19 protein-coding genes and 1 riboswitch are annotated in these 23,050 nt (G+C 32.9%); of the genes, 7 read left to right on the forward strand and 12 right to left on the reverse strand.

Going from position 1 to position 23,050, the window contains the following annotated elements; all coding sequences use genetic code 11:
• The 6 genes from Q0921_RS21565 to Q0921_RS21590 all read right to left on the reverse strand — a co-directional run.
• The coding region (locus Q0921_RS21565; RefSeq protein ID WP_299260625.1) for a VCBS domain-containing protein at positions 1-4,049 on the reverse strand (4,049 nt) is incomplete at its 3' end.
• Between the two features lie 751 nt (positions 4,050-4,800).
• The gene (locus Q0921_RS21570; protein ID WP_299260627.1) at positions 4,801-4,968 is read right to left on the reverse strand and encodes a hypothetical protein; all 168 of its coding nucleotides are present in this window, start codon (positions 4,966-4,968) and stop codon (positions 4,801-4,803) included.
• A 495-nt stretch (positions 4,969-5,463) separates the two neighbouring features.
• Positions 5,464-6,135, reverse strand: coding sequence for a response regulator (locus tag Q0921_RS21575; protein WP_299260629.1), 672 nt, complete (start codon positions 6,133-6,135; stop codon positions 5,464-5,466).
• A 109-nt stretch (positions 6,136-6,244) separates the two neighbouring features.
• On the reverse strand, positions 6,245-8,311 hold the full coding sequence (locus Q0921_RS21580; RefSeq protein ID WP_299260631.1) for a sensor histidine kinase: 2,067 nt from the start codon (positions 8,309-8,311) through the stop codon (positions 6,245-6,247).
• A 113-nt stretch (positions 8,312-8,424) separates the two neighbouring features.
• Positions 8,425-8,589, reverse strand: a complete 165-nt coding sequence (locus Q0921_RS21585) for a hypothetical protein (protein ID WP_299260633.1) — start codon at positions 8,587-8,589, stop codon at positions 8,425-8,427.
• 1,196 nt (positions 8,590-9,785) lie between these two features.
• Complete coding sequence (locus tag Q0921_RS21590) at positions 9,786-10,523, reverse strand: LytTR family DNA-binding domain-containing protein (protein WP_299260635.1); 738 nt, start codon at positions 10,521-10,523, stop codon at positions 9,786-9,788.
• Between the two features lie 865 nt (positions 10,524-11,388).
• Between Q0921_RS21590 and Q0921_RS21595 the strand changes: the two genes are divergently transcribed.
• Positions 11,389-12,072, forward strand: coding sequence for a Sir2 family NAD-dependent protein deacetylase (locus Q0921_RS21595; RefSeq protein ID WP_299260637.1), 684 nt, complete (start codon positions 11,389-11,391; stop codon positions 12,070-12,072).
• A gap of 80 nt (positions 12,073-12,152) precedes the next feature.
• Here Q0921_RS21595 and Q0921_RS21600 read toward each other — a convergent pair whose 3' ends face one another.
• Positions 12,153-12,593 carry a heme-binding domain-containing protein gene (locus Q0921_RS21600; RefSeq protein ID WP_299260639.1) on the reverse strand — a complete coding sequence of 147 codons (441 nt, stop codon included), beginning with the start codon at positions 12,591-12,593 and terminating at the stop codon, positions 12,153-12,155.
• Between the two features lie 90 nt (positions 12,594-12,683).
• Here Q0921_RS21600 and Q0921_RS21605 point away from each other — a divergent pair, with 90 nt between their 5' ends.
• Together Q0921_RS21605 and purB are read left to right on the forward strand one after the other, a co-directional pair.
• Positions 12,684-13,235: an adenylosuccinate lyase gene (locus Q0921_RS21605; RefSeq protein ID WP_299260641.1), complete on the forward strand. Its 552-nt coding sequence runs from the start codon at positions 12,684-12,686 to the stop codon at positions 13,233-13,235.
• Positions 13,236-13,397: 162 nt separating this feature from the next.
• Complete coding sequence (gene purB / locus Q0921_RS21610; protein WP_299260643.1) at positions 13,398-14,741, forward strand: adenylosuccinate lyase; 1,344 nt, start codon at positions 13,398-13,400, stop codon at positions 14,739-14,741.
• A gap of 100 nt (positions 14,742-14,841) precedes the next feature.
• Here the strand turns inward: purB and Q0921_RS21615 are convergent, their stop codons facing one another.
• The 4 genes from Q0921_RS21615 to Q0921_RS21630 form a co-directional block, all read right to left on the reverse strand.
• On the reverse strand, positions 14,842-15,384 hold the full coding sequence (locus Q0921_RS21615; protein ID WP_299260645.1) for a DUF4252 domain-containing protein: 543 nt from the start codon (positions 15,382-15,384) through the stop codon (positions 14,842-14,844).
• A 120-nt stretch (positions 15,385-15,504) separates the two neighbouring features.
• Positions 15,505-16,038 (reverse strand): DUF4252 domain-containing protein, encoded by a 534-nt coding sequence (locus Q0921_RS21620; RefSeq protein WP_299260647.1) that lies wholly within the window; start codon positions 16,036-16,038, stop codon positions 15,505-15,507.
• 50 nt (positions 16,039-16,088) lie between these two features.
• Positions 16,089-16,571 carry a hypothetical protein gene (locus tag Q0921_RS21625; RefSeq protein ID WP_299260649.1) on the reverse strand — a complete coding sequence of 161 codons (483 nt, stop codon included), beginning with the start codon at positions 16,569-16,571 and terminating at the stop codon, positions 16,089-16,091.
• Entirely contained in the window at positions 16,558-17,067 is a 510-nt protein-coding gene (locus Q0921_RS21630) for an RNA polymerase sigma factor (protein WP_299260651.1), read from the reverse strand. Before Q0921_RS21630 ends, Q0921_RS21625 begins: the two co-directional genes overlap by 14 nt.
• A 228-nt stretch (positions 17,068-17,295) precedes the next feature.
• Here Q0921_RS21630 and Q0921_RS21635 point away from each other — a divergent pair, with 228 nt between their 5' ends.
• Positions 17,296-18,732: a S41 family peptidase gene (locus Q0921_RS21635; protein WP_299260653.1), complete on the forward strand. Its 1,437-nt coding sequence runs from the start codon at positions 17,296-17,298 to the stop codon at positions 18,730-18,732.
• An 81-nt stretch (positions 18,733-18,813) separates the two neighbouring features.
• On the opposite strand, the gene Q0921_RS21640 is transcribed toward Q0921_RS21635, so the two are convergent.
• Positions 18,814-20,745, reverse strand: coding sequence for a TonB-dependent siderophore receptor (locus Q0921_RS21640; RefSeq protein ID WP_299260655.1), 1,932 nt, complete (start codon positions 20,743-20,745; stop codon positions 18,814-18,816).
• A 76-nt stretch (positions 20,746-20,821) separates the two neighbouring features.
• Positions 20,822-21,059, reverse strand: a riboswitch (cobalamin riboswitch).
• A gap of 84 nt (positions 21,060-21,143) precedes the next feature.
• On the opposite strand from Q0921_RS21640, the gene Q0921_RS21645 reads away from it, so the two are divergent.
• The 3 genes from Q0921_RS21645 to Q0921_RS21655 are packed head-to-tail and all read left to right on the forward strand — an operon-like array spanning position 21,144 to position 23,038.
• Positions 21,144-21,647: a bifunctional adenosylcobinamide kinase/adenosylcobinamide-phosphate guanylyltransferase gene (locus Q0921_RS21645; protein WP_299260657.1), complete on the forward strand. Its 504-nt coding sequence runs from the start codon at positions 21,144-21,146 to the stop codon at positions 21,645-21,647.
• Positions 21,648-22,682 (forward strand): nicotinate-nucleotide--dimethylbenzimidazole phosphoribosyltransferase, encoded by a 1,035-nt coding sequence (cobT, locus tag Q0921_RS21650; protein WP_299260659.1) that lies wholly within the window; start codon positions 21,648-21,650, stop codon positions 22,680-22,682. It begins immediately after the preceding gene.
• Positions 22,683-22,699: 17 nt separating this feature from the next.
• Positions 22,700-23,038 carry a hypothetical protein gene (locus Q0921_RS21655; RefSeq protein WP_299260661.1) on the forward strand — a complete coding sequence of 113 codons (339 nt, stop codon included), beginning with the start codon at positions 22,700-22,702 and terminating at the stop codon, positions 23,036-23,038.
• Positions 23,039-23,050: the final 12 nt, after the last annotated feature.

Genomic DNA, 23,050 nt, shown 5'->3' on the forward strand with positions numbered 1-23,050 from the left:
TCACTCGCAGTAATCTCTGCGAAGTTCGTATAGTTACCTGTAGCGGTTACTACCGCTGTATAGGTCAGTACTAATGGCGTGGTCGTTGTAACACTAAGTCCACTCCAACTGATCAATCCACCACTCTCACTTCCGCTGTTACTAATACTTCCAATGGTAGTATAACCATCTGGAACCGTATCGCCAACACCAACTCCGGTAGCATCATTGGCACCTGCATTGCTCAGCGTAACACTAAAAGTGACCGTGTCACCGGCACTAATCGTTGTACTCCCATCAGCATCTGTAGTCAATACTGCACTCTTGGCAATACTCAAATCACTGGTCAATGCAACGGTAGGTGTAGCACTGGTCTCATCATCTTCTACTGGTGCATCGGTATCTGGAGTACCATCTGGGGTACTGTCTGGATCAAAATTATCACTCGCAGTAATCTCTGCAAAGTTTGTATAGTTACCTGTAGCGGTTACTACCGCTGTATAGGTCAGTACTAATGGGGTCGTCGTTGTAACACTAAGTCCACTCCAACTGATCAATCCTCCACTCTCACTTCCACTATTACTAATACTTCCAATGGTAGTATAACCATCGGGAACCGTATCCCCAACGCCAACTCCGGTAGCATCATTGGCACCTGCATTGCTGACTGTAACACTAAAAGTGACCGTGTCACCGGCACTAATCGTTGTACTCCCATCAGCATCTGTAGTCAATACTGCACTCTTGGCAATACTCAAATCACTAGATGGATTGACCGTTAACGTTGCACTATTCTGTTCATTAATACATACATTATCAGGGTGTGTTACGATTACATTATACGTATTCCCACTCAAACTTGTGGTTGGATTTGTAATTGTTAATGTAGCGCTATTAAAATCACTATAAACTCCACCATCTATAGTACCGTCTATATTAGTTCCATTTCTTTGCCATTGATATGCAATAGTTCCAGAAACATCAGTCGCAGGAGGGATCGCATAATTAGGAACAGTTGCCGGAGGGGTTCCTGTATATGTTGTGGTAGATTCCGCATTTGCAGTTACACTAAAAGTAACAGTAACACCGGCATTTACCGTTTCGTTTGCAGGTACAGCACTTACTGTTAATCGCGTTGCAACAACTTCATTACCATTTACTCCATCATAACCACCAGTTCCACCTGTTACCAATCCATTTCCATCAAAGCCAGTACCATCCAAAACACCATCTGCTGGAGTAGTATCAGTACCTCCAGACTCTACGACATCATTACAACCATCATTATCACTATCCAAGTCTTGACCGTTAGGGGTTCCATCTCCGTCTACATCAGTATTACAAGAAGGAGTTAATTCTAAATTAAATTGAAAACTACCGACAAAACCTAAATTGGTGTATCTAATTTCTAAATCATCTCCTTTATTAACATTAAAACTGAAAGAATCATTTGGAGAATCAGAAGCACCACAACAGAAGGAAGCAAAAACTTGCCTAGTTCCATTAATAAAAAGTTCGAATGTGTCATCAACACTAAATCCAGTACTTCCAAAAGTTAATACTCCATCTATATCAGCTTCACGTTTAAATATTGTTTGATAATAAGGTTGGAAACCCACATCATCTATATTTGTCCCTACATAACTTGGGGGCACTAAACCTGTACTAGAATTTGTATCAAAAACACCAGGTGAAGTTTGAGCATAAGATCCTGACTCCGTAAAACTCAAAGAATTCCCACCTACAAAAGCTTCTCCAACAAAAGTAGGTGCACCTACAGAACCATTAAGTGTACTATTCTGATCACTATTTCCAAAAGTAGACCCTACAACCGCAAAATGACCACTGTAATACTCTGCATCCCAATACCCAACTCCAAAACTACCATCTTCTACTCCATCTGGACTTCCTATAAGCACAGTACTTACATAACATTCATTCTCATCTAATATTCCATCGTTTTCATCATCTAAATCTGTCCAATCAGGTTCTCCGTCCATATCAGTATCCACTGCGGATCCATTGATAGTAATGATAAGATTAGCATCATCTATACTTAGAAGTGCATCTCGTAATTCATAGGGAATCGTATCCGTAAGTGTTTGACCAACCAATAAATTAGCCACTGCAGGGTTTGTGGTATCTACTGTATAAGTGTATGTACCGTCTGGATTAATAGTAAGAAACCCATAGGTAGTTGCTACCGTCGTTACACCAACAACAGGAGTACCATCAATAGTGATTACTACTACTCCATTATCTCCTTGCCAAAAGATGTCTGAAACACCTGCTATTTGTGCACTTGGATCAGCTGAAGTTGCATCCGGACCATAATTGTATGACAACACTAATTGATCAATCGGTCCATCAAATGCTACATTAATATTACCTGTGGCATCTGATGGCACAGCATTTCCTATACCATAAAATGTACCACTACCTGCTTCCACAATACCTCCTGTTCTAGTAAACTGATAAGAAACAGGGGAACCTGACAAACTACCTTGAATAGTTATTTGATCTTGCCAAAAACTTCCCTGTGAATAATCAATATCAGTTACTAAAAAACCAAGATTAAAGACTTGTTCCGAAAAGCCAATGATGATCTCAGTATCAGCAACGGGTTGAGAAGGCGGATCTATACTAAATAACAAATATCCAGTATGTCCTCCATTTGTACCAGTATTCAATGAAATTAAGTTATTTGCAGCTCCTATGCCGTCTGGGTCCAGCTCTGTGAAACTTAACATTACGGCATCTACTGTTCTTGACAAACCATCTACGGCTTGACCGTCCGTAAATTCATTCTCCCAAATTAACCTAGACAAAGGTCGATCTAATAAATCTTGACCTACTCCAGTACCATCACCATCAATTACATTTCCAGTTACTGTATTGTTAATATTAACAGTTACACTGTTAACATCATCAATAGCTAATGGAGGGTCATCAACTCCGTTAATAGTAATAGTAAGTATTCCATAATCAAACATTCCATCATCATCTTCTACTGTATATGATATGATATCATCTAATGAAGTCCCGTTAACTAACCCTAGCACGGCTTCATCGTTATTATCAACCGAGTAAGTATATGAACCATTCGAATTGATTGTGATTTCTCCATAAAGAGTTTGGTAGGTTGTTCCTACTGCAGCAGGAAACACATCAACTTCTGTCACTGTTAGAGCAGGAGTGCCAGATGGCGGTGTATCATTACCTAATAAATTACCCGTAATATCTATAGTCGAATCAGCTAAAATTGAATTAGAATCATCTGCAGCATATGTTTGTGTTGGGAATCGAACTATATTAATCCTAGTTTGCGACATTGATGATCCACCAGTAGTATCATTAATAGTGAAATCTATAAACCTAGAGCCAACTGAATAAGGATCTTGAAAATTTCTATAGAAGATTCCTAAAATAAAATCTTCGAAAACATTATTTGGTATTGGATTATTAGAAGTTTCTGAAATCGTAAAATTAGTTCCGACTTGTGATAATTGAATAACTATTGCACCTGCATTAAAACTATATGTCGCAGAATTTGTACCTCCAAAGGTGAAAAAATTAATTCCTCCCCCATCTGCAAAAAGAAAAATTTGTTCATTAGCATCTATATTACCAGTAACAGTAAAAGTAGCTCCAGACACAAAACCATTATCTGAAGTAAGACTAACTCCTCTTCCTACTGCATATCCAAAACCTGGATCAGGAATCTGGTTAAATTCAAAATCGGTACCTACGACCAAATTATCTAAATCAAGAACAGGAGGATCCAAAGGAGATCTTGAAAAAGAACTCTTTTTTCCAATAGTTTTACCAAAAGCATTATTTTGTTCTATTACATAATAGTTATTAGTAAATGTATCAACCGAACCATTATGATAATTTGGACCGTTATACACTTCAACTCTATCTTGGGCTTTTAGAAGCAATGGATTCATTAAGAAAACGCAACTAACAATTACCAAAATATTATTTAACTTATAGTAACAATTTTTGTCTGTAGTTCCATTGACTAATTTTTGAAAAAAAAATGATACTTGCTTGTAAATCTTTTGCATACTTGCAATTTTATTGAGTTTGTTTGAATTAATAGTTTATAACAGAAATGAGGTTTTATTGGATTATGATCTGAAATCAATCTTTTCTTTTATTCCAACAAGAGTGTTCCTTTCTTATTGTTCATAAAAAATAACATACTAGGTTTGAAATAAAGAGAATGAAAAATTTACTCTTCAATATTTCCTTTAAATTTTTATTAAGCATAGAAGTAACGAAGTATTTTTTAACCATTATAATCAAGAGTATTATTTGATTTACGATTCTTTTTTTAAAGCTATTAACATTATTGCTTTTTCAATTATTTCATTCAAAGAATTGAAAATCTTAATAAAAAAACCACTCATTGCTTATCAATGCGAAACATCAACCAAGTTTAACCTTTCTAAATTTAGACATATTAAAAAAATAAAACTTGTTAAATAACCGCATTTTATATATGTAAAAACCACACTAATTATTCGCCTTTTTCATTCCAATTTTTAGCAAGTTAAAAAATTAAATAACTGATTTTTAATAATTTACATCAATATCAAGTTTTATATATTTTTTAAAAATGAAAAAAAAAGAGAGAATAATACACTTTTTCAAAAGTATAATTCCCTCAATTTTTAATAAAAAAAAGTTAAAAATTCCCTTATCAATAGTTATAATTAAACACCGAAGAGAAATAGAATGTTAATTCAATTTGTATACTAATTTTCTAAAAGGCAAAAAAAACATCCTTAATGGAGTTTTTTTTGTTCTCAACAATTAGTCAGGAGTTACACAGAAACATTCGCCAGTAAATATATTTGCTTCTACAGTGCCAGCACAATAATCTCTACAATCATCCATTAACTCTCTTCCACCTCCGTGAACAGTTTTCTGGGCTTTTTTACTTAATACACTTACACCTTGTAAACTTGATAGCTTTTTCATAATTAAAATAAATTTGATTTTTCTGTAAACATTTTACGACACTTACAGATTATGTCGAAAATCCATACTATAATATCCCACCAAAAGATATTATCTATCTTATGATTTTAGAAGAATAAGCTATAAAAAAAGAGTTTATGTGAAGTATTAAAATGCATTATTACTATCCTATATTATGGAACAATGCCTTTCTAAAACATTGCTAAGCTACTGATAAACAAGCATAAAGACATAATCAAGATTATGGTTTTACCTCATTTAACAAAAGAATTAACGTAAATTAAAGAAAACACACCACATATCTTAATTAAAAGTTAATTTTATGTAAAATTAGGGGGAAAATCCCCTGTATAAAAATTAGATTATTCCTTCTTTTTTATGTTTGTTTTAAACTTTATTAAAGCATTTTACTCTGTACCAATAATTTATTAAACAAAAAAAGGACAGCTAATGCTGTCCTTTTAATCAATATTATTTAAAAAAGTACTTTATATTCTATACGAAACCTCTTTTACGAGCTTCCTCTAACAATTTTTGATCATCGGCTTTGGCAATAGAAAACATCTCTTTGATCTGATTTTTGCGTTTTTCTATTGCACTTAATGACAAGCTTACATAATTGGGTAAATTCTTAGTTTTTACACCTCTAGAAAGATGATATAGAATCTTTAGATTTTTTTCATCTAGTGAGAAATTGTTAGTCATCATTTTTCTAAAATGATTATTCACTGTTGCACTATAATAAGGAGTACCACTCACTATATTATTAAATGCTAGTAACAATTCACTAGAAGTCAAGTCACTTTTTATTAAAAATCCTGATGGATTGATATTCTTTAATATATTATGAATTCTATGATCTTCTCTATGCATCGTAAGGATAATAACTTTGGCCTTAGGTAACAGTTCCTTTGCATGTTTTGCTAAATCCTCTCCGGATGTAATCTTTCCATCAGAAGAAGGTGGTAATTTAATATCTACAAAAAGCATATCATAAGGAGTGGTCTTAGAAGATTTTAGAATACTATCATACGCGTCATCACAATTAGATGCGATATCGATTTTGATTTGATATTCTTTTTGGTTTTCTCCTAATAAGGTGTTCTTGTATCCCTCGATAATCATAGGGTGATCATCAATCATAAGAACTTTTAGCTTTTTCTTCATCTTTAAAAATTTGTGTGTCAATTGTTATCCTATCGGCTCTATATAGTAGTAACTATGATTATCACCTTTTTATTATATGGAAACCAGATTTGATAACTTTTTACATTAATTAAATTGGTATGCCTACAGATACTTTAGTACCTGCATCTTGATTACTAATAAAATCTACTACACCGTTCATTTGAGTAACTCTAGATGTAATGTTTTTTAAACCAATTCCTCTTTTTACCTTACTGCTTTTGAATCCTATCCCATCATCTAAAATAGTAAGATTTATTTTATCATCCACATAATCGAAGCTTATTTTTACACTTTTTGCTTGCGCGTGTTTAAATATATTCTGTAATGACTCCTGTATAATACGGAATAAGTTTACTTTTTTCTGATCATCTATGGTCTCCCAATCAATATTTTCATCATTAGTAAACTCAAACTCCATTTTATGAACTGTACACAAATCACTGACCAAACTCTCTACTACATCTACATAGGCAATATCTGGCGATAAGGTATCTGTACCCAGATCATGAGAGATTAATCGAATCTCTTTTTCTATAGATTTAAGCTCATCAATAAACACATTTCTGGATTCTGTAAATCCATCGTTAGCCCGCTGATTGATCCCATCCAGACTTAATCGTACTCCGAATAATCTACCCAGCACCCCATCATGCAATTCTTCAGACATACGATGTTGTTCCATCTTACGCCCTTCTTCTAGCTTAAGTTGCTGACTAAGAAGTAAACGATAAATCTCCTGGTTAGATTGCTGTTGCTTTTGCTCGAATAGTAGTTCTTTATTACTCTGCTGTTGTCTAAAGATTACATATCCTAATAGAAACAATACCGATAATCCTAATATGGCAAAAATGAGTAATTGGTTTTCTCGGCTTATGGCTGCAATTTCCTCTGTTTTTTCTTCGGTTTCAAACTTGATTCTAGCAAATTTATTAGTATATGCCCGTTCTTCTTTAATCAAACTATCATTAAGTTTAATATGTTTTTGAGCATACGATAAGCCATCACCACTAGCAGTAACTTCCATTAACATTTGATAAGCCAATAATAATTCTACATTATTATTTACGATTGGTGCTACCTCCTCAACTTTTAATGCATGAAATTTAGCCAAACTATCATTTCCTTTCGACTTATGAAATTCTGCAAGGTGCATATGGTTTGTTGATAAACCAACTAAATCATTAACACTATCTCTTATTCTCAAAGTTTTATTAAACAAATCTAGTGTTTCATTACTATCAGCTCCTGATAAAAACTGAACATATGCCAGATTATCCAATAAACGAGCGTAGTGTTTAGGTCTGTTTCCAAAAAAGCTTTTGTAGGATAAAGCTTTATTATAAGACTCTTTTGCTTCTTCATACTTTTTAAGAGATTTATATACGGTTCCAATGTTATTATAAGATTGAGTAGCATAAAAAACTTCTTTTGGAGTATTCTTCGCGTGTTCTATAGCTTTTTCATAATACAAAATTGCATCATCATAACGCTCTAATTGTTGAGCAATAATACCTAAGTTATTGTAAGATAGTGGGACATATTTCAAGTTACCAGATGTCTCAAATTTTCTAATAGCTCTGACCACATAATCCTCACTTTCCCCGTAATCTTTAATCTTTCTTGTTAATTTTACCAAGTCAAGTAAAATCGAACCATGTTCAAATGCCAGTTCTGCTACATTGTAAGAATTACTGTTTTCTAAACTCTTATATATCTTATCAGCTCTATTGAAATTTATATATGCACTATCCAAAATTGTATTCCTGTAAAAAACACCATAATTAACATAAGCCTTGGCCATACCTATAGAATCACCTATTGAAACCGCTAAATCTAGCATTTCATCAGTAACACTTTTTGATTTACTGTGTATTTTTAATTTTCTATAGATTTTGGATATTTCGCCATATTTTTTTCTTTTGTAAAAATTATCTTCAAGACCTCTAGCTAAATTGTAAGCATTATGAGCATTAATTTTTCGATCTTCCTCTGACATGGTTTTGTCATTCGATTTGGCAATATACTCTTCTATTAAATTCGATTTTATTTTCGCTTCATTATTACCATCAATAGCTATTTTATCACATCCCATTAAAAAAACAAGAAAGAAAAAGGACATACTTACGGCAACGCTATTCGAAGAAAACTTAGTCATTATAAAGTAATTTTATTAGCTCAATATTCAAAATTGCTATACTTTTAAATAAATATACAAAATAAAAAAGAGCCTATTAATAGACTCTTTTTTATTTTGTATATTTTATAGTTTTAGCTTCCGTACTCCACCTCTTCCTCGTCTCCTTGTTCTCCTGATTTCATTTCTAATGTATCAGCTTCATCAATTCCTACTTCTTCACTAATCGTGTCCGCTTCACAAGCGATGAACATTGAACTTACAAATAATACTGCGAAAATAGTTTTTATAGCTTTCATAACGGTTTATCTTTAATAGTTATATTTTATTTTGGTGTAATCAGTTTATTAATAATTTTTTTTCCTTTTTCAAGACTTTTTTTGTCTAGTTAGAATATACTTTCGTCTATTCAATTTTAATTGGTTAAGGATTTCGCTGGCCAGCAATACTCCGATTTCTCTTTGTATATCCTTTTAGTAAATGTGTAATAGGTTGATAACCTTAATTGTACACTACAAATGTAGGGAGATTGCCCCCTTGCGCCTAATATATTAAGGTAGGTTTAGTGGATGGGTACCTGTAGGAAGTAGATAGGTAGGTTATACGAGTGGATGACCCGATTTCAAAAAGTACTAAATTGTGTAGGAATTAGATTACTAGTGTAGTTCATGTAAATAAACCATAAAAAAAACTTAAAAAAAATAAAAATTCAATAAAAAGAATGATACAATCACTTTTAGCCCTAACCCCTCTTCTGTGCTGAATCAGAGCTAATTATGGATATTCCCCAAACTATGATAAGAAAATTCCCTCAAAAACCCGTAAGTCACTCATTTCAAAATAAATATAAAAAATCCCCGAACTCAAAAAATATAGTATATAACTTTATATACTTATTAAATAGGGGAAAAATGACTCTATAGATCCTAAAAAATCACATTGTATACATTTAAATACATGCAAGAATAACTAATTGTCATAAAAAAACAATGATCATAAATTTAAACCGGGGAATATTCAAATCATATATTTCATTACATCCTATAAGTTTATGTGAACAAAAAATAGGTGACAGAAAATTATATGTATAATAAGGTATACTCGTGAAATGTCCCACAAAACCCCTTACCTTAATCCCTGCCTAACGGTAAGGCAGGCGCTCCCCAAAGAACCACTATGTCTACATAAATTTGAATTTAATGAATTGAGAAGAACATCCCTCTATATCTCCCTTCAAAGGGAGACTTTTTACCCCCTTCCTTTTGAAGGAAGGGTTGGGGATGGATGTTTTACAAAACATTAAAAAAACCTCTCTTAAAAAAGAGAGGTTTTGACTTGCGTTTTATTATACAAATGATTTTGTGTGAAATTAGTATAAAATAAAACAATCTGCTGCCCTGTTACACATTTACTAGATATTTACAAACAGCATCCTATTATTTATCATATTTGTCGCAAGTAATCCACCCACAAGGATTTTCTAAATAAAATCTCACTACACATACAAGAAACTATTCTTAGCTAGTGTATCCTTAATCTCTTCTACATTTGTTTTATATGATTTAGAGAAAGGGATCATATCACTGGTATTCTTAATAGCACATTTTGCTTTACCAAAATGTATTCTAGACACATACTTGGTATTAATGATGTAGCTATTATGAATACGTACAAAATGATCTGGCAATAGATTCTGAAAATGTTTTAGTGTTTTAAAAGCCTCTACTTTATTACCGTTACTCATCATAAAGTCTGTTGTATTATTATCCGCTTTTAGATATAACACTTCGTCAATATTTACAAAACGATAATCTCCATAAGACTTAAAACATAAGGTATTATCCATAACTTCTCCAAAATCTTTCTCGAACCTATGTAAAGTTTTGGTTAAATCACTCTTAGAGAATGGCTTGAGGATATAATCCAAAACACTGTTACGTATACCTTCTATAGCATAAGCAGTTGTTTTTGTAATAATTACAAACTCTGGTAGATTTGTCATATACTTAGTAAGTTCTGACATTAGGTTATACTGGGTTTTAGAAGATTGAACTCCCGGAACTTCTGGTTCTAGAAAAACCAATCTTGGTTTTCTTTCTAAAATCAAATCCAATGCTTCCTGCTCATTTTTAGCAATTCCAGTACAGATGTAATCATTGTGATCTTCTAATGCGATCTGAATTGTGCGTGCAGAATTCTGATCATTATCAATAATGATATAAGGGTATTTCATGAGGTAAACAATTAAAGGTTAGCGTTGGTTATTAAATACTGTTAGTATTCTAAAAAAATTGTACACATTTACTGACTACAAGTTATACTATTTAGTAGTATTTATATTACGGTAAAACCACAATATTAGTACGGAACTGTACTATTTATAGGGATTTGAAGTATTTCTTTGATCGGGGGTAAATTGCATGTTATCGGTTTATGGGGTTAAGATTCTCTAAACGATAAAAGATACATCTTAGTATATTTAATTAAAAAAAAAGATTTTTGAAATACATTTTGACTCTAAAAATCCAGACAACCACCTATAAACTTTTTATGTCCGTTATGGATTCCGGTGTAGACCAGAATGACAGATATTAATTTGTTATTCTAAAGACTTGTCATTCCAGCCCTTCGACTTGGCTCAGGATAGATTAAAGGCTGGAATCCATTTTATCACGCTTAATACCTTACCAAGCTTAGATAAGAATCCCAAGAAGGAGAGGGACACTAAAAATTCAGGAACAATCTTTTAATCCAGATTATACATTGGAAAAGTAGTATAAAAAAATATCAATTAGATTTATATGGTGATTATGATTAAAAAATATCCATATAAGCAATGAGTTAGATTAAAATATTTTAAATAGTTTTAGAGAAAATAATAAACAACCTATTATTCATTTTGACATTTTTCAATCTAAAATTCGTCAATTATAGTACTTTGACTTTAGGAAAAGTGTATCGAGAATAGAATTTCAGATTCAAAAAGCTATTCTCGATACGTTTTGCCTTCTGTCATCTAGGGTAAAATACTCGAACTGACGCTTTTTCAATACTAAATCCTCAGGTAAATAACAGGTTTCAATATTAAAAATAAACAAATGAAAAAAGTAGTTGTACTTACTGGTGCAGGAATTAGTGCAGAAAGCGGAATTAATACTTTCAGAGATGCTGATGGACTTTGGGAAGGCCACGATATTATGGAAGTTGCTTCTCCTATCGGCTGGAATAATGACCCAGCATTAGTGTTGGACTTTTATAATAAAAGACGAAGTCAATTACATGCCGTAGTTCCTAATCAAGCTCATCAAGCTCTTGTTGCATTAGAGCAAACACATCAGGTTACTATTGTTACCCAAAATGTAGATGATCTGCACGAACGTGCCGGAAGCAGTAATGTAGTTCACCTACACGGAGAATTATTAAAAGTAAGAAGCCAGTTTGATAAGGACCTAGTATTAGACTGGAAAACAGATCTTAATCTAGGAGATTTCTGTGAATACAATTCTCAATTACGTCCGCATATTGTTTGGTTTGGCGAAGAAGTACCTATGTTAGACAAAGCCATACAGATAACTGAGCAAGCTGATATCCTTATGATTATTGGTACTTCTATGCAGGTATATCCTGCCGCAAGTCTGGTTCAATTTGTTTCTAACAACACCCCAATATATTTTATAGATCCTAAACCTGCGATTTCACCTAAAGATAACCTAACTATTATTAGCGAAAAAGCTTCTATTGGCGTTCCGCAAGTAGTTAAAGAGCTAAGTGTTAATTATTAGATATTAGGTGCTAGGAAAAGCCTGAAGGGTTTGCTTTATACTCAGTATTTTATGCTTTTTTACTTAATACTTTTCACTTTTCAAAACTGAGTTCTCGCTTGTTTTCCCCAATCAATTAATTTCTGTGCGTTTTCTTCCGATAGATTTCCATGAATCCACGTATAAGAATCTAATGGCATGGTTTTATCTTCCACCATTTCTATCAACTCTTCTAACTTATGATCTTTTTTCTTATCAGAATAAGTATCCCAAGCAGAAGCATCAAAATGTCCTTTTCCGTGTTCTATATGATCCGCTAACCAATAATTAACTGGAGTAATCTCTGCATACCAAGGATATTGGGTTTGCGAACTATGACAATCATAACAATTGGTTCTCAGTATTTCTTTTACTTCTGAGGAAGGAGTAGTTTGAGCTTCAAAAGCTGCTATGGCTTCATAACCGGACTCATTCTTATCTGGTCTAAAAAATTGTATAATTATTACCAGGACTACTAACGAAATTCCAATTTTTTTTATCATTTTTTATATATTGCATTTATAGTGCCCAAAATACTAATTAAAATATAATATTCATTATCCAAGTTTTCTTTTTAATCTTTAAATAAGAGTATGATCAATCTAAAAGAGGAAATTAGAAATACCAATCATTCTAGAGAAAAACGGAGTTATTTTGCTAATCTAATTTTACAAAATCCTGAACTACTACCGCAATTATTAGATATCTGTAGTAAAGTAGATGATGAAATTTCATGCAAAGCTTCTTGGGGATTAGAATTTTTATCTAAAAACAACCTCCACGCAATATTACCTTATCTAGATTCATTGACGCCCATCTTTCCTATAGTACATCAAGATCCTGCTGTTAGACCTATTGCGAAAATATGCGAATATCTAACGCTGGCATATTACAAAAAAAATGATATTGTAGTTAAGAAACATCTCACCTCAACACATAGAGAAAAAATAACAGAAGCCTGTTTTGATTGGTTGATCTCTGACCAAAAGGTGGCGGCAAAGGCATACTCTATGACAAGCCTATATTTATTAGGTACAGAATTCGATTGGGTACATGCAGAACTTAAAATTACATTACAGAACAACTATCACGATGGCAGTGCTGCATACAAAGCAAGATCGCGCATGATATTGAAAAAATTATGAGTTGATGGTTGAAAAACACAAAAACTAAAACAACAAAGTTGTAAAGACCGAAACTTTAAACTCCAACCATCCAAAACTCTGGTAATCCAAAAAATCATTCTTCGTACTTCGTAATTCGTGATTAAATAAATTATCTTTGCAACTTTCAAAAAAAACAACGTTATGTCATTATCTCCTTTACAAGCTATTTCTCCTATTGATGGTCGCTATGCTTCTAAAACACAATCATTAAGTACTTATTTTAGCGAAGAAGCCTTAATAAAATATCGTGTACTAGTAGAAATAGAATATTTTATCGCTTTATGCGAAATACCACTACCGCAACTAAAGAGTATTGACACTTCTGTATTTGGAAAATTAAGAGAGATCTACACTGAGTTTTCTACCGAAGATGCACAGGCTATAAAAGATATTGAAAAAGTAACTAACCACGATGTAAAAGCTGTTGAATATTTTATCAAAGAAAAATTTGATGCCCTTGGTTTACAAGAATATAAAGAATTTATTCATTTTGGGTTAACCTCGCAAGATATCAATAATACAGCTATACCTTTAAGTATTAAAGAAGCGGTTGGCGATGTATACATACCTCATTATCTAGAATTAAAGGAAAAATTAAAGTCACTAGTAGAAGAATGGTCTGAAATTTCTATGCTAGCGCGCACTCATGGGCAACCTGCCTCTCCGACCCGATTAGGAAAAGAGTTTCAGGTATATGTAACCAGACTAGAAGCACAATTTGATTTATTAAATGATATTCCGAGTGCTGCAAAATTTGGTGGAGCTACAGGAAACTACAATGCGCATAAAGTAGCGTACCCTAACATTGATTGGAAAGCGTTTGGAACTCGTTTTGTGCAAGAAAAACTAGGTTTACACCATTCTTTCCCTACGACTCAAATAGAGCACTATGATCATATGGCAGCTTTGTTCGATGGATTAAAGCGTATAAATACTATTATCCTAGATTTGGATCGTGATGTATGGACATACGTTTCTATGGACTACTTTAAACAAAAAATCAAAAAAGGGGAAGTTGGATCTTCTGCTATGCCACATAAGGTAAATCCTATTGATTTTGAAAACAGTGAAGGAAATATTGGTATTGCTAATGCTTTATTCGAGCACTTATCTGCTAAATTACCAGTAAGCAGATTACAACGTGACCTTACAGATAGTACAGTACTTAGAAATGTAGGAGTTCCTTTTGGACATACTATCATTGCATTTCAAGCGACACTAAAAGGGCTAAACAAATTGTTATTAAATAAAGAAAAGTTTGCCCAAGATCTTGAAAACAATTGGGCTGTAGTAGCAGAAGCTATTCAAACTATTTTAAGAAGAGAAGGGTATCCTAATCCTTATGAAGCTTTAAAAGGATTAACCAGAACTAATACTAAAATCAACCAAAACTCTATTGCTGATTTCATAGGAACATTAGAAGTTTCGGATTCAATAAAATCCGAATTAAAAGCAATAACACCATCTAACTACACAGGTATTTAGTGATTAGTAGTTGATTAACGGGATATTCCTATAAAAACTAAACAAAAAGCTTCGACTAATATTTAGTCGAAGCTTTTTGTTATAACGTAAACTTATATTATTAATTAATGTCTATCTCTCCTATAATATTTTTAAAAGCATTCATATCTACATCTCCTTTATCAATAGCATTCATTAATTTGGCAACATTTTGCGGTTTCATATCATCTCCTAAAACTCTCACTAACGCTAATCCTCTTTCTTTATTAGAAGCAAAAACAATCATTTCATTAATATCATCTTCATCTCCCTGAAACTTAAGCACTGCTTTTGTCCCGTTAGAACCAAACCTCATTAAAGTTTCATACTTTTCTGAATTAAGTATGGTATTGATCGCCATTTTTTCCTCATCATACCTTGCTTTGGTTTTATCTTTAAGTGGTAATGCTAAGAAATTGACTTTCTTAATGCTCTCCAATGCTTCTTTTTCTTCTTTAGAAAGCGCTACTTTATCAGTGTCTAATAAACTTGTAGCCAAATCTACTGCTACAAAATCTTCATCTCCCTGATGATCTACAAAATACTTCTGCAGTGAGGTTCCATTACTACAACTCATGAATAACATTACACAAGCGATACCTATTAATTTTTTTATGTTTTTCATTTTAATTGGTTTTGATCCATCTTAGATGGACAAGGTTGATTGATTGATGATGATAAACTACTTCAGACCATTACATCTGAAGTAGCTTTGGTGTACGTAACTTAAACTAAATATATACTCTTAATTTTTCTTTTTAACTTTCTTAAGCTCTTGTCCCCCAGGAACATTAAGGTGATCTGCAATTTTAGACACTTGTCTTAAATCAATATCACCAGTTATTGTTAGCACTACTGTATTAGGTCCTCCGTCATTTTCTATTCCTTCCATAAACATAAACAGTTCTGTTACAAAATTGTCATTTTTACCAGGCTTAGAATAAAACTTCACATTTTTACCATCACTTTTTACTCTCATCAGTTCATCTAATGAAGTACTTTTTAGGTATTTCTGCACATCAGCCTTCATCTTCTGACCGATTTCATTGTTTTCTGTAGCAAAAACTTTGATATTTTTAATATTCTCTACTAAGTTAATATACTCCTTAACTTCGGGATCATTACTTTCTAGATCCATTTTGCTTAATAACTTGAACATTTTACTAGTTACCACTACAGATGACACATCGTTCATGTCTTCATATTTATCAAAATTACTCTGAGCAACAGACAGGTATGGTACTAATGCTACTAATATTACGATTGCAAACTTTTTCATAATTAAATCATTTTTAAAGATTCCCATATTTGGGAAAATAATATTCGTTTTTATTTTATCAATTTGTTTTTAGCATTTTCAAATTCGTTTAGATACACTAATTCTTTTTTAGCAGTATCAAACTCATTAAGGTATACTAGATCCTTTTTACCCTCATTCATTAATTTAGCAACCAAATTAAGGGCTTCTTTGGTTTTTTGTAATGCTATTTCAGGATCATCATAAGTACCATAAACTCCTTCGTGATCAGCTCCTATCGGCACATCTTTTATAAATAGCCCCACAATTAAAGCTATTGATGCTGCTACACCTATCCAAGTGTACCAAGGGACTCGATTGGTACTTAATGTAACCTCTGAATTAGTAGTTACTTGACTTTCATCAGAAAAAAACTGAAATAAATCTTTATATCTCTCCAAATGTGACGGCACGCTTTCTCTGGTAAAATAAACCTTTAATTCTTTTTCTTCAGAAAGGGTCGTTTCTCCTTCAAAATACTTTTCCAGTAATTTTTCTATGTTAGACAACTCCATAATTGTGTTTTTTTAATAATTCTTGTCGTATTGTTTTTCTTCCTCTTGATAATGCTACTCGTACAGCTGTTTCGTTCATTTCTAACATTTCTGCTATCTCCGCATTATTATATTGTTCTATATCTCTGAGCTGAACAATCATTCGCTGTTGTTCTGGCAATCCATTCATGATCTTACCTACCCAATCCAGACTATCTTTTGCTTCTATCTCTCGCTGTAATGAAGCTCGCTCATCTTTATAATTACTATGTACTATTTTTAAATTTCCGGTTTCTTTTGCTTTTAACTTATCATAACAATAGTTTTTGGTCATGGTCATCGCAAATGCTTCCACATTTTTATACTCCGCCATTTTGGTTTTATTCCTCCATAGCTTCAATAATACTTCTTGGGTAGCATCCTCTGCTTCCTCGTTGCTTACCAACAATCGTTTAGCCAATCTATATAGCTTGTCTTTAAAACCATTAGTAAGCGTTATAAATGCTCTTTCTTTCATCTGCTTTCCTTATTTATGGTTAATACACAGATGGAATTCGCAAATAACAATTCATATTTTATATGTAACCATTTACTATTGCTCATTTCATATTTGTTGGTTGGTTGTTACAAAACTAACTTGTTAGCTTTATATAAGGGAGACGACTACATCTGTAATTTGTTACATCATTTTTTTAAAATTATAATAAAGTCCCTATTTTTAGGGTTCTATAAAACAAAAAAGTCTATGAAATTCTTGAAGTATTTTGCCTTACTCCTTTTCTCTGTAACTATGTTCACTAGTTGTTTTGAAGATAATGATGATGTACTAAGAATATCAGGAGTACAGGAAATTAATGATTTTATCTGGAAAGGTATGAATGCTTTTTATGTATACAAAGCGGATGTAGATGATTTAGCAAACGATCGTTTTTCTTCTAATCAAGAGTACAGTAATTTTCTTAATAGTTTCTCATCACCCGAAACTATTTTTGAAGGGGTAAGAACTCAAGGAACGGTAACTGTAGGTTCAGAACAAATAAAAGTTGATGAATTCAGTTTTTTGGTAGATGATTATATTGCATTAGAACAAGCTTTTGATGGAATCACTAGAAATAATGGCATGGAGTTCGGCTTGGTTAGATACCCTAATAATAATTCTAATGTATTTGGATATGTAAGATACGTACTTCCTGGAACAGATGCAGAGACAAAAGGAATTGAGAGAGGTATTATTTTTAATACCATAGATGGCACTCAGATTACGGATCAAAATTTTAGTCAATTACTTGCTCCTGATACCTATACAATTGGTCTTGCTACTTTTGATGGAAACGATGTAACTCCAACAACTACATCGATCTCTCTTACCAAAGTACAATACACCGAAAACCCTGTTTTTCTTACCAAAACATTAGATGTTGGAGGAAATCCTGTAGGATACTTAATGTATAATGGATTTACAGCAGATTTTGATGCTCAGTTAAATACCGCGTTTGGTCAGTTTGCATCTGACAATGTTACAGATCTTATATTAGATTTACGTTACAATGGTGGAGGTTCGGTAACAACTGCAATTGACTTATCCAGCATGATTACCGGACAGTTTAATGGGCAAGTATTTACAACAGAAGAGTGGAATGAAGATCGACAAGAACAATTTGGTGACACCAATCTTTTTGATAATCAAATTAGAACCGGTGCTGGAATTAATAGTTTAAACCTTAGTAGAGTTTATGTATTAACAACCAGAAGTTCTGCATCTGCAAGTGAACTAGTAATTAATGGACTAGACCCTTATATTAATGTAATTCAGGTTGGTTCTACAAGTAGAGGAAAATTTCAGGCTTCTATCACTTTATATGATTCAGATAATTTTGGACGAAATGAAGCTAATACAGGACATACATACGCAATGCAACCACTAGTGCTTAGATCCTTAAATTCTGCAGGATTTACAGATTATTTTGGTGGTTTTATACCTGAAATTGAAGTTGCTGAAGATTTCTCAAACCTAGGAATATTGGGTGATCCTAACGAACCATTACTAAAAGCAGCTATTGATGATATTTTAGGAAATAGATCACTGTCAAAATATAATTCTATCGAATTAGAAACTATAGGCGAAAGTAAAATGTATACTCCTAATTACCAGAGAATGTATAAAACTCTGGATAAGAAATAAATAATTCACATAATAAAGAACAACAAAAAAGCCCTAAACTAAAGAGTTTGGGGCTTTTTTGTTGTTCTTTAAACTAAGCTCTTAGAATTTTAGATTAAATCCAATTCTGGCATTCCTACCTCTGGTACTAAATCCAAATATTTCTTGATACTCTTCATTGGTAATATTATTCATTGCTGCAAAAACAGTCATATTATCCAAAAGTTGATGACTAATGTAAAAATCCAAAATTCCATAGCTATCCAAAGGAACAGGAGTAGGCTCAAAAGTTACCGGGTCAAAATTGGTATCAGTACGCTCCCCATTATATTGATAACTTAGAGATGTAAATGTTTTACCTGATAATTGGTACCCAATATTTGCTTGAATAGTATGTTCTGGAATTCTAATATCATTTTCCAGCCTAGATATATTTGTATATGTATAATTACCACGTAACGTAAATTTATCACCTAACATTTTCGCATCAAACTCAAACTCAACACCATCAACTTTAATATCATTAGGCGAATTAAAGTTTACAAAAGTGTTAGGATCAAAAGTGATGAAATTTTCAGAATTACGGTTAAAATATACAATACTTAAAATAGCTCTTTTTTCATGAGAGAATTCTAATCCTCCTTCAATCGTCCTGCTTTCTTCTGGCTCTAAATCCGGATTTCCACTAAAAAATGCCGTATCAAATAATTGAAATAATGAAGGTGTGATGTAAGCTGTACTATATGACGCCAAGGCTTTGATATAATTACCTCCAAAAGTATAGGTAAAGGATGGATTAACATTATAAACCATATGATTCCCATAAGCACTATGAATATTTAGTCTTGCTCCAGCATTAACGTTTAACCCAAATTTAGATACATATACTAGATTTACATAAGGATCAATGATGTCAAAGTCTGCTTCATTATCGTTAATTGTTTGCTCTAAATCATCACTACCAAATGGAACACTGAAAAGATTAAAATCACTATAAGAACCATTAGCTCCAATTACAGTATACAATGTCTTATTAAAACTGTACTTATTATATGCATCAAAAGTATATACTTTACTCTCATATCTAGATGGAAAATTAGAATCAAATTCTCTCTCTAATAGTGCATAACTATCCACAAATGTGAAACTTCCATTAGGATATTTTGCCTCCCAAAATGATCCACCTCTTAATTGGCGGCTATCAAACTGATTATCTGCATCAAATCCTGCACCACCATCAAAATCAGTTTTATATTGATCTAAGTTTCCAAAAAAGTGAAACTTAAAATTCTTATTCCATTGATATCCTAATTTAGCAGAAACATTAAATTTATTATAAGCATCACTTTCCGCTCCTTCGGCTTCTGCAGCAGAAAGTCCATCTGTAGATTGATGCGAAAGACTTCCTAAATAACTCACCTTGCCAATTGTACCATTAATCGAAGCTAAGTTTACAAACTCATTTATATCGTAGTCTTGATCGTCCTGCGACTGATTAGTTCCAATACTAGAAGAAAATTGCGCTGATATTTCATCTTTGCTTTCAGACTTTGTAGTTATATTTATTACTGCTGCCGCTGCTCCAGAACCATATAAGGTACTAGAAGCTCCCTTTAATATTTCTATAGATTCAATTTGGTTAGTAGACAATAATCGAAGATCATAATCTCCAGCTGATGTAGAAGGATCACTTACAGTGACTCCATCAATTCTAATAACCACCTGACGATTACGTCCTCCACGAACATATACTCCTAATGGTTCTCCGGCTGCATTATTACTACCATTAATAAACACTCCTGCTACTCTGTTTAATACGGTAGCTACTGATTGCCCTTGACTACGTTCTAGCTCTTCAGAACTAATTTTGGTAATTACCTTACCACTTTGTTCTCTTTTCAATTTGAATTTAGAATCAGAAAGTACCACCTCCTCTAATTCGTTTACTTTTTCATCTTTTGTCGAATCTTGCGCTGAAACAACCTGAGCCCCTAACATGAATAGTGTAGCCCCAAAAAACACTTTTTTGTTCATTTCCTAAATGACTTAATTTTACAATTACCGGAAAAAAGTATGCAGTTTACCCATACCTAAACTTCTATCCCGAAAGTTTAACATAACAAATCTAGGCAGGTCTCCTGGCTTGCGTCTTGTTATTTACCTTCCCACCATAATAGGCAGTGGTTATAAAGAATTAATAACAGGCATCCGTCTTAATCGGACATAGCTTACAGTTGCGGGAACAGCTCAGGATTCATTAATTCCAAATTCAGAATTAATGCACCTGATTCCCTTTTAATCCTTCACGCTATGAAAAGCGTGCTGGAACCAAAATTCTGCGCGAATGTATCATATTTCTTCGAAAGTGCATTCGCTTTACCAAATAAATTAGTTTTACTAGTATCTTAGCGATCTTTAAAACCTTGTTACAAATGTTGTATTATATTACTGGTGGAGAGCGTTCAGGCAAAAGCAGCCATGCTCAAAACCTTGCTTTAGAACTATCAGACAGTCCTACGTACATAGCTACATCGAGAGTTTGGGATGGTGATCATCGAAAACGTATTGACAGACATATTGCAGATCGCGATAGTCGATGGACCTCTATCGAAGAAGAAAAAGAACTATCTAAAGTCATTAAAAATGATACAGTTGTTGTTATCGATTGTGTCACATTATGGCTTACCAATTTTTTTGTTGACACTAAAAATGATACTGAACTTTCTTTATCTCAAGCTAAACTAGAATTTGATCGACTTCTGAAAATTAATGCAACTATCATTATCATATCTAACGAAATAGGCATGGGAGTTCACGCTACTACGGAAATAGGCAGGAAATTTACCGAATTACAGGGCTGGATGAATCAGCATATTGCAAAGCAAGCCGATCAAGCAATACTAATGGTATCTGGAATACCAGTAAAAATAAAATAAATGAGTTTTGATATTACTCCATTAGACAAATCATTAGAGAATAAAATTCAGCATAAAATAAACCTAAAGACCAAACCTCTTGGTTCCTTAGGTACATTAGAAAAAATCGCATTACAAATAGGATTAATCCAAAACACGATACATCCCAAACTACAAAAACCTACCATACTTGTTTTTGCAGGAGATCACGGTATTGCACAAAAAGGCGAAGTAAACCCTTATCCTCAGATAGTGACGCAACAAATGGTCTACAATTTCCTTAAAGGTGGAGCTGCTATTAACTCATTATGCATTCAGAATAATATTAATCTAAAAATCGTAGACGCTGGTGTTAATCACGACTTTAATAATATAACAGGACTCATTGACGCTAAAGTGGCTTATGGCACAAAAAACTATCAGACAGAACCTGCTATGTCCATTGATCAATGCAACACAGCTATTGAAAAAGGAGCTACTGTTGTTTCAGAAACATTTCAAAATGGATGTAACGTAATAGGGTTTGGAGAAATGGGAATTGGAAATTCATCTGCCGCTGCATTGCTAATGGCACATTTTACAAAAATACCAATTACAGAATGTGTAGGTGCAGGAACAGGAGCGCAAGGAGAAGCTATAAAAATAAAACGAACTATTTTAGAGACTGTTTTTAAGAAACACTCTCCAAATACTCCAATAGAAGCTTTAGCTAGTTTTAGTGGGTTTGAAATTGCAATGATTACAGGGGCAATACTAAAAGCAGCAGCACTAAAAATGACTATTATAATTGATGGTTTTATAGTTACAGCCGCACTTTTATCGGCATGTGCAATCAATGAAAATGTACTTAACTATTGCATTTTTGCTCATACATCTGAAGAACAAGGTCATCAAAAAATGTTAGATTTTTTAGAAAAAAAGCCTCTATTATCTTTAGGCATGAGATTAGGCGAAGGTACTGGAGCGGCAGTTGCTTATCCTATTTTAGAATCTGCGGTTGCGTTTCTCAACAATATGGCAAGTTTTGAAGAAGCCGAAGTAACTACCAATGAATAGCTAACCATTCCACTACAATGAAAAAAGGTTTTTTATCTATATTAGTTTCCGTAATAGGTTTTTTCTTTGTGTATAAATACAATGCTTTAATGCATGAAATATATCATAGTCTAATTACTGGAAAGCAAATTCGTTTTCTCTTTATTGACGATTTAATTTCTTTTAAAAGATTATTCAAAATAGTTGTTATCTGTATTTCATTGTTGAGTTTTTATCTAGGAATCATAGCTTTTCTAAACAAAAACAAAATAGGACTAATAGGAATGTTTGTAGCAATTATTTTATTTATTTCAACTTTTATCCCTTTTTGGAAATATACTATTGAAGATTCGGGTTTAGACATCATAATTAATTAAATTTAAAAGAGT

The sequence above is a fragment of the uncultured Aquimarina sp. genome, from assembly GCF_947496855.1.
Classification (GTDB): Bacteria; Bacteroidota; Bacteroidia; order Flavobacteriales; family Flavobacteriaceae; genus Aquimarina.

Excerpts from the sequence above, each read along its gene's own strand:
- Q0921_RS21570 (WP_299260627.1), bottom strand. The coding sequence starts at position 4,968 with ATGAAAAAGCTATCAAGTTTACAAGGTGTAAGTGTATTAAGTAAAAAA.
- Q0921_RS21575 (WP_299260629.1), bottom strand. The coding sequence starts at position 6,135 with ATGAAGAAAAAGCTAAAAGTTCTTATGATTGATGATCACCCTATGATT.
- Q0921_RS21580 (WP_299260631.1), bottom strand. The coding sequence starts at position 8,311 with ATGACTAAGTTTTCTTCGAATAGCGTTGCCGTAAGTATGTCCTTTTTC.
- Q0921_RS21585 (WP_299260633.1), bottom strand. The coding sequence starts at position 8,589 with ATGAAAGCTATAAAAACTATTTTCGCAGTATTATTTGTAAGTTCAATG.
- Q0921_RS21590 (WP_299260635.1), bottom strand. The coding sequence starts at position 10,523 with ATGAAATACCCTTATATCATTATTGATAATGATCAGAATTCTGCACGC.
- Q0921_RS21595 (WP_299260637.1), top strand. The coding sequence starts at position 11,389 with ATGAAAAAAGTAGTTGTACTTACTGGTGCAGGAATTAGTGCAGAAAGC.
- Q0921_RS21600 (WP_299260639.1), bottom strand. The coding sequence starts at position 12,593 with ATGATAAAAAAAATTGGAATTTCGTTAGTAGTCCTGGTAATAATTATA.
- Q0921_RS21605 (WP_299260641.1), top strand. The coding sequence starts at position 12,684 with ATGATCAATCTAAAAGAGGAAATTAGAAATACCAATCATTCTAGAGAA.
- purB (WP_299260643.1), top strand. The coding sequence starts at position 13,398 with ATGTCATTATCTCCTTTACAAGCTATTTCTCCTATTGATGGTCGCTAT.
- Q0921_RS21615 (WP_299260645.1), bottom strand. The coding sequence starts at position 15,384 with ATGAAAAACATAAAAAAATTAATAGGTATCGCTTGTGTAATGTTATTC.
- Q0921_RS21620 (WP_299260647.1), bottom strand. The coding sequence starts at position 16,038 with ATGAAAAAGTTTGCAATCGTAATATTAGTAGCATTAGTACCATACCTG.
- Q0921_RS21625 (WP_299260649.1), bottom strand. The coding sequence starts at position 16,571 with ATGGAGTTGTCTAACATAGAAAAATTACTGGAAAAGTATTTTGAAGGA.
- Q0921_RS21630 (WP_299260651.1), bottom strand. The coding sequence starts at position 17,067 with ATGAAAGAAAGAGCATTTATAACGCTTACTAATGGTTTTAAAGACAAG.
- Q0921_RS21635 (WP_299260653.1), top strand. The coding sequence starts at position 17,296 with ATGAAATTCTTGAAGTATTTTGCCTTACTCCTTTTCTCTGTAACTATG.
- Q0921_RS21640 (WP_299260655.1), bottom strand. The coding sequence starts at position 20,745 with ATGAACAAAAAAGTGTTTTTTGGGGCTACACTATTCATGTTAGGGGCT.
- Q0921_RS21645 (WP_299260657.1), top strand. The coding sequence starts at position 21,144 with ATGTTGTATTATATTACTGGTGGAGAGCGTTCAGGCAAAAGCAGCCAT.
- cobT (WP_299260659.1), top strand. The coding sequence starts at position 21,648 with ATGAGTTTTGATATTACTCCATTAGACAAATCATTAGAGAATAAAATT.
- Q0921_RS21655 (WP_299260661.1), top strand. The coding sequence starts at position 22,700 with ATGAAAAAAGGTTTTTTATCTATATTAGTTTCCGTAATAGGTTTTTTC.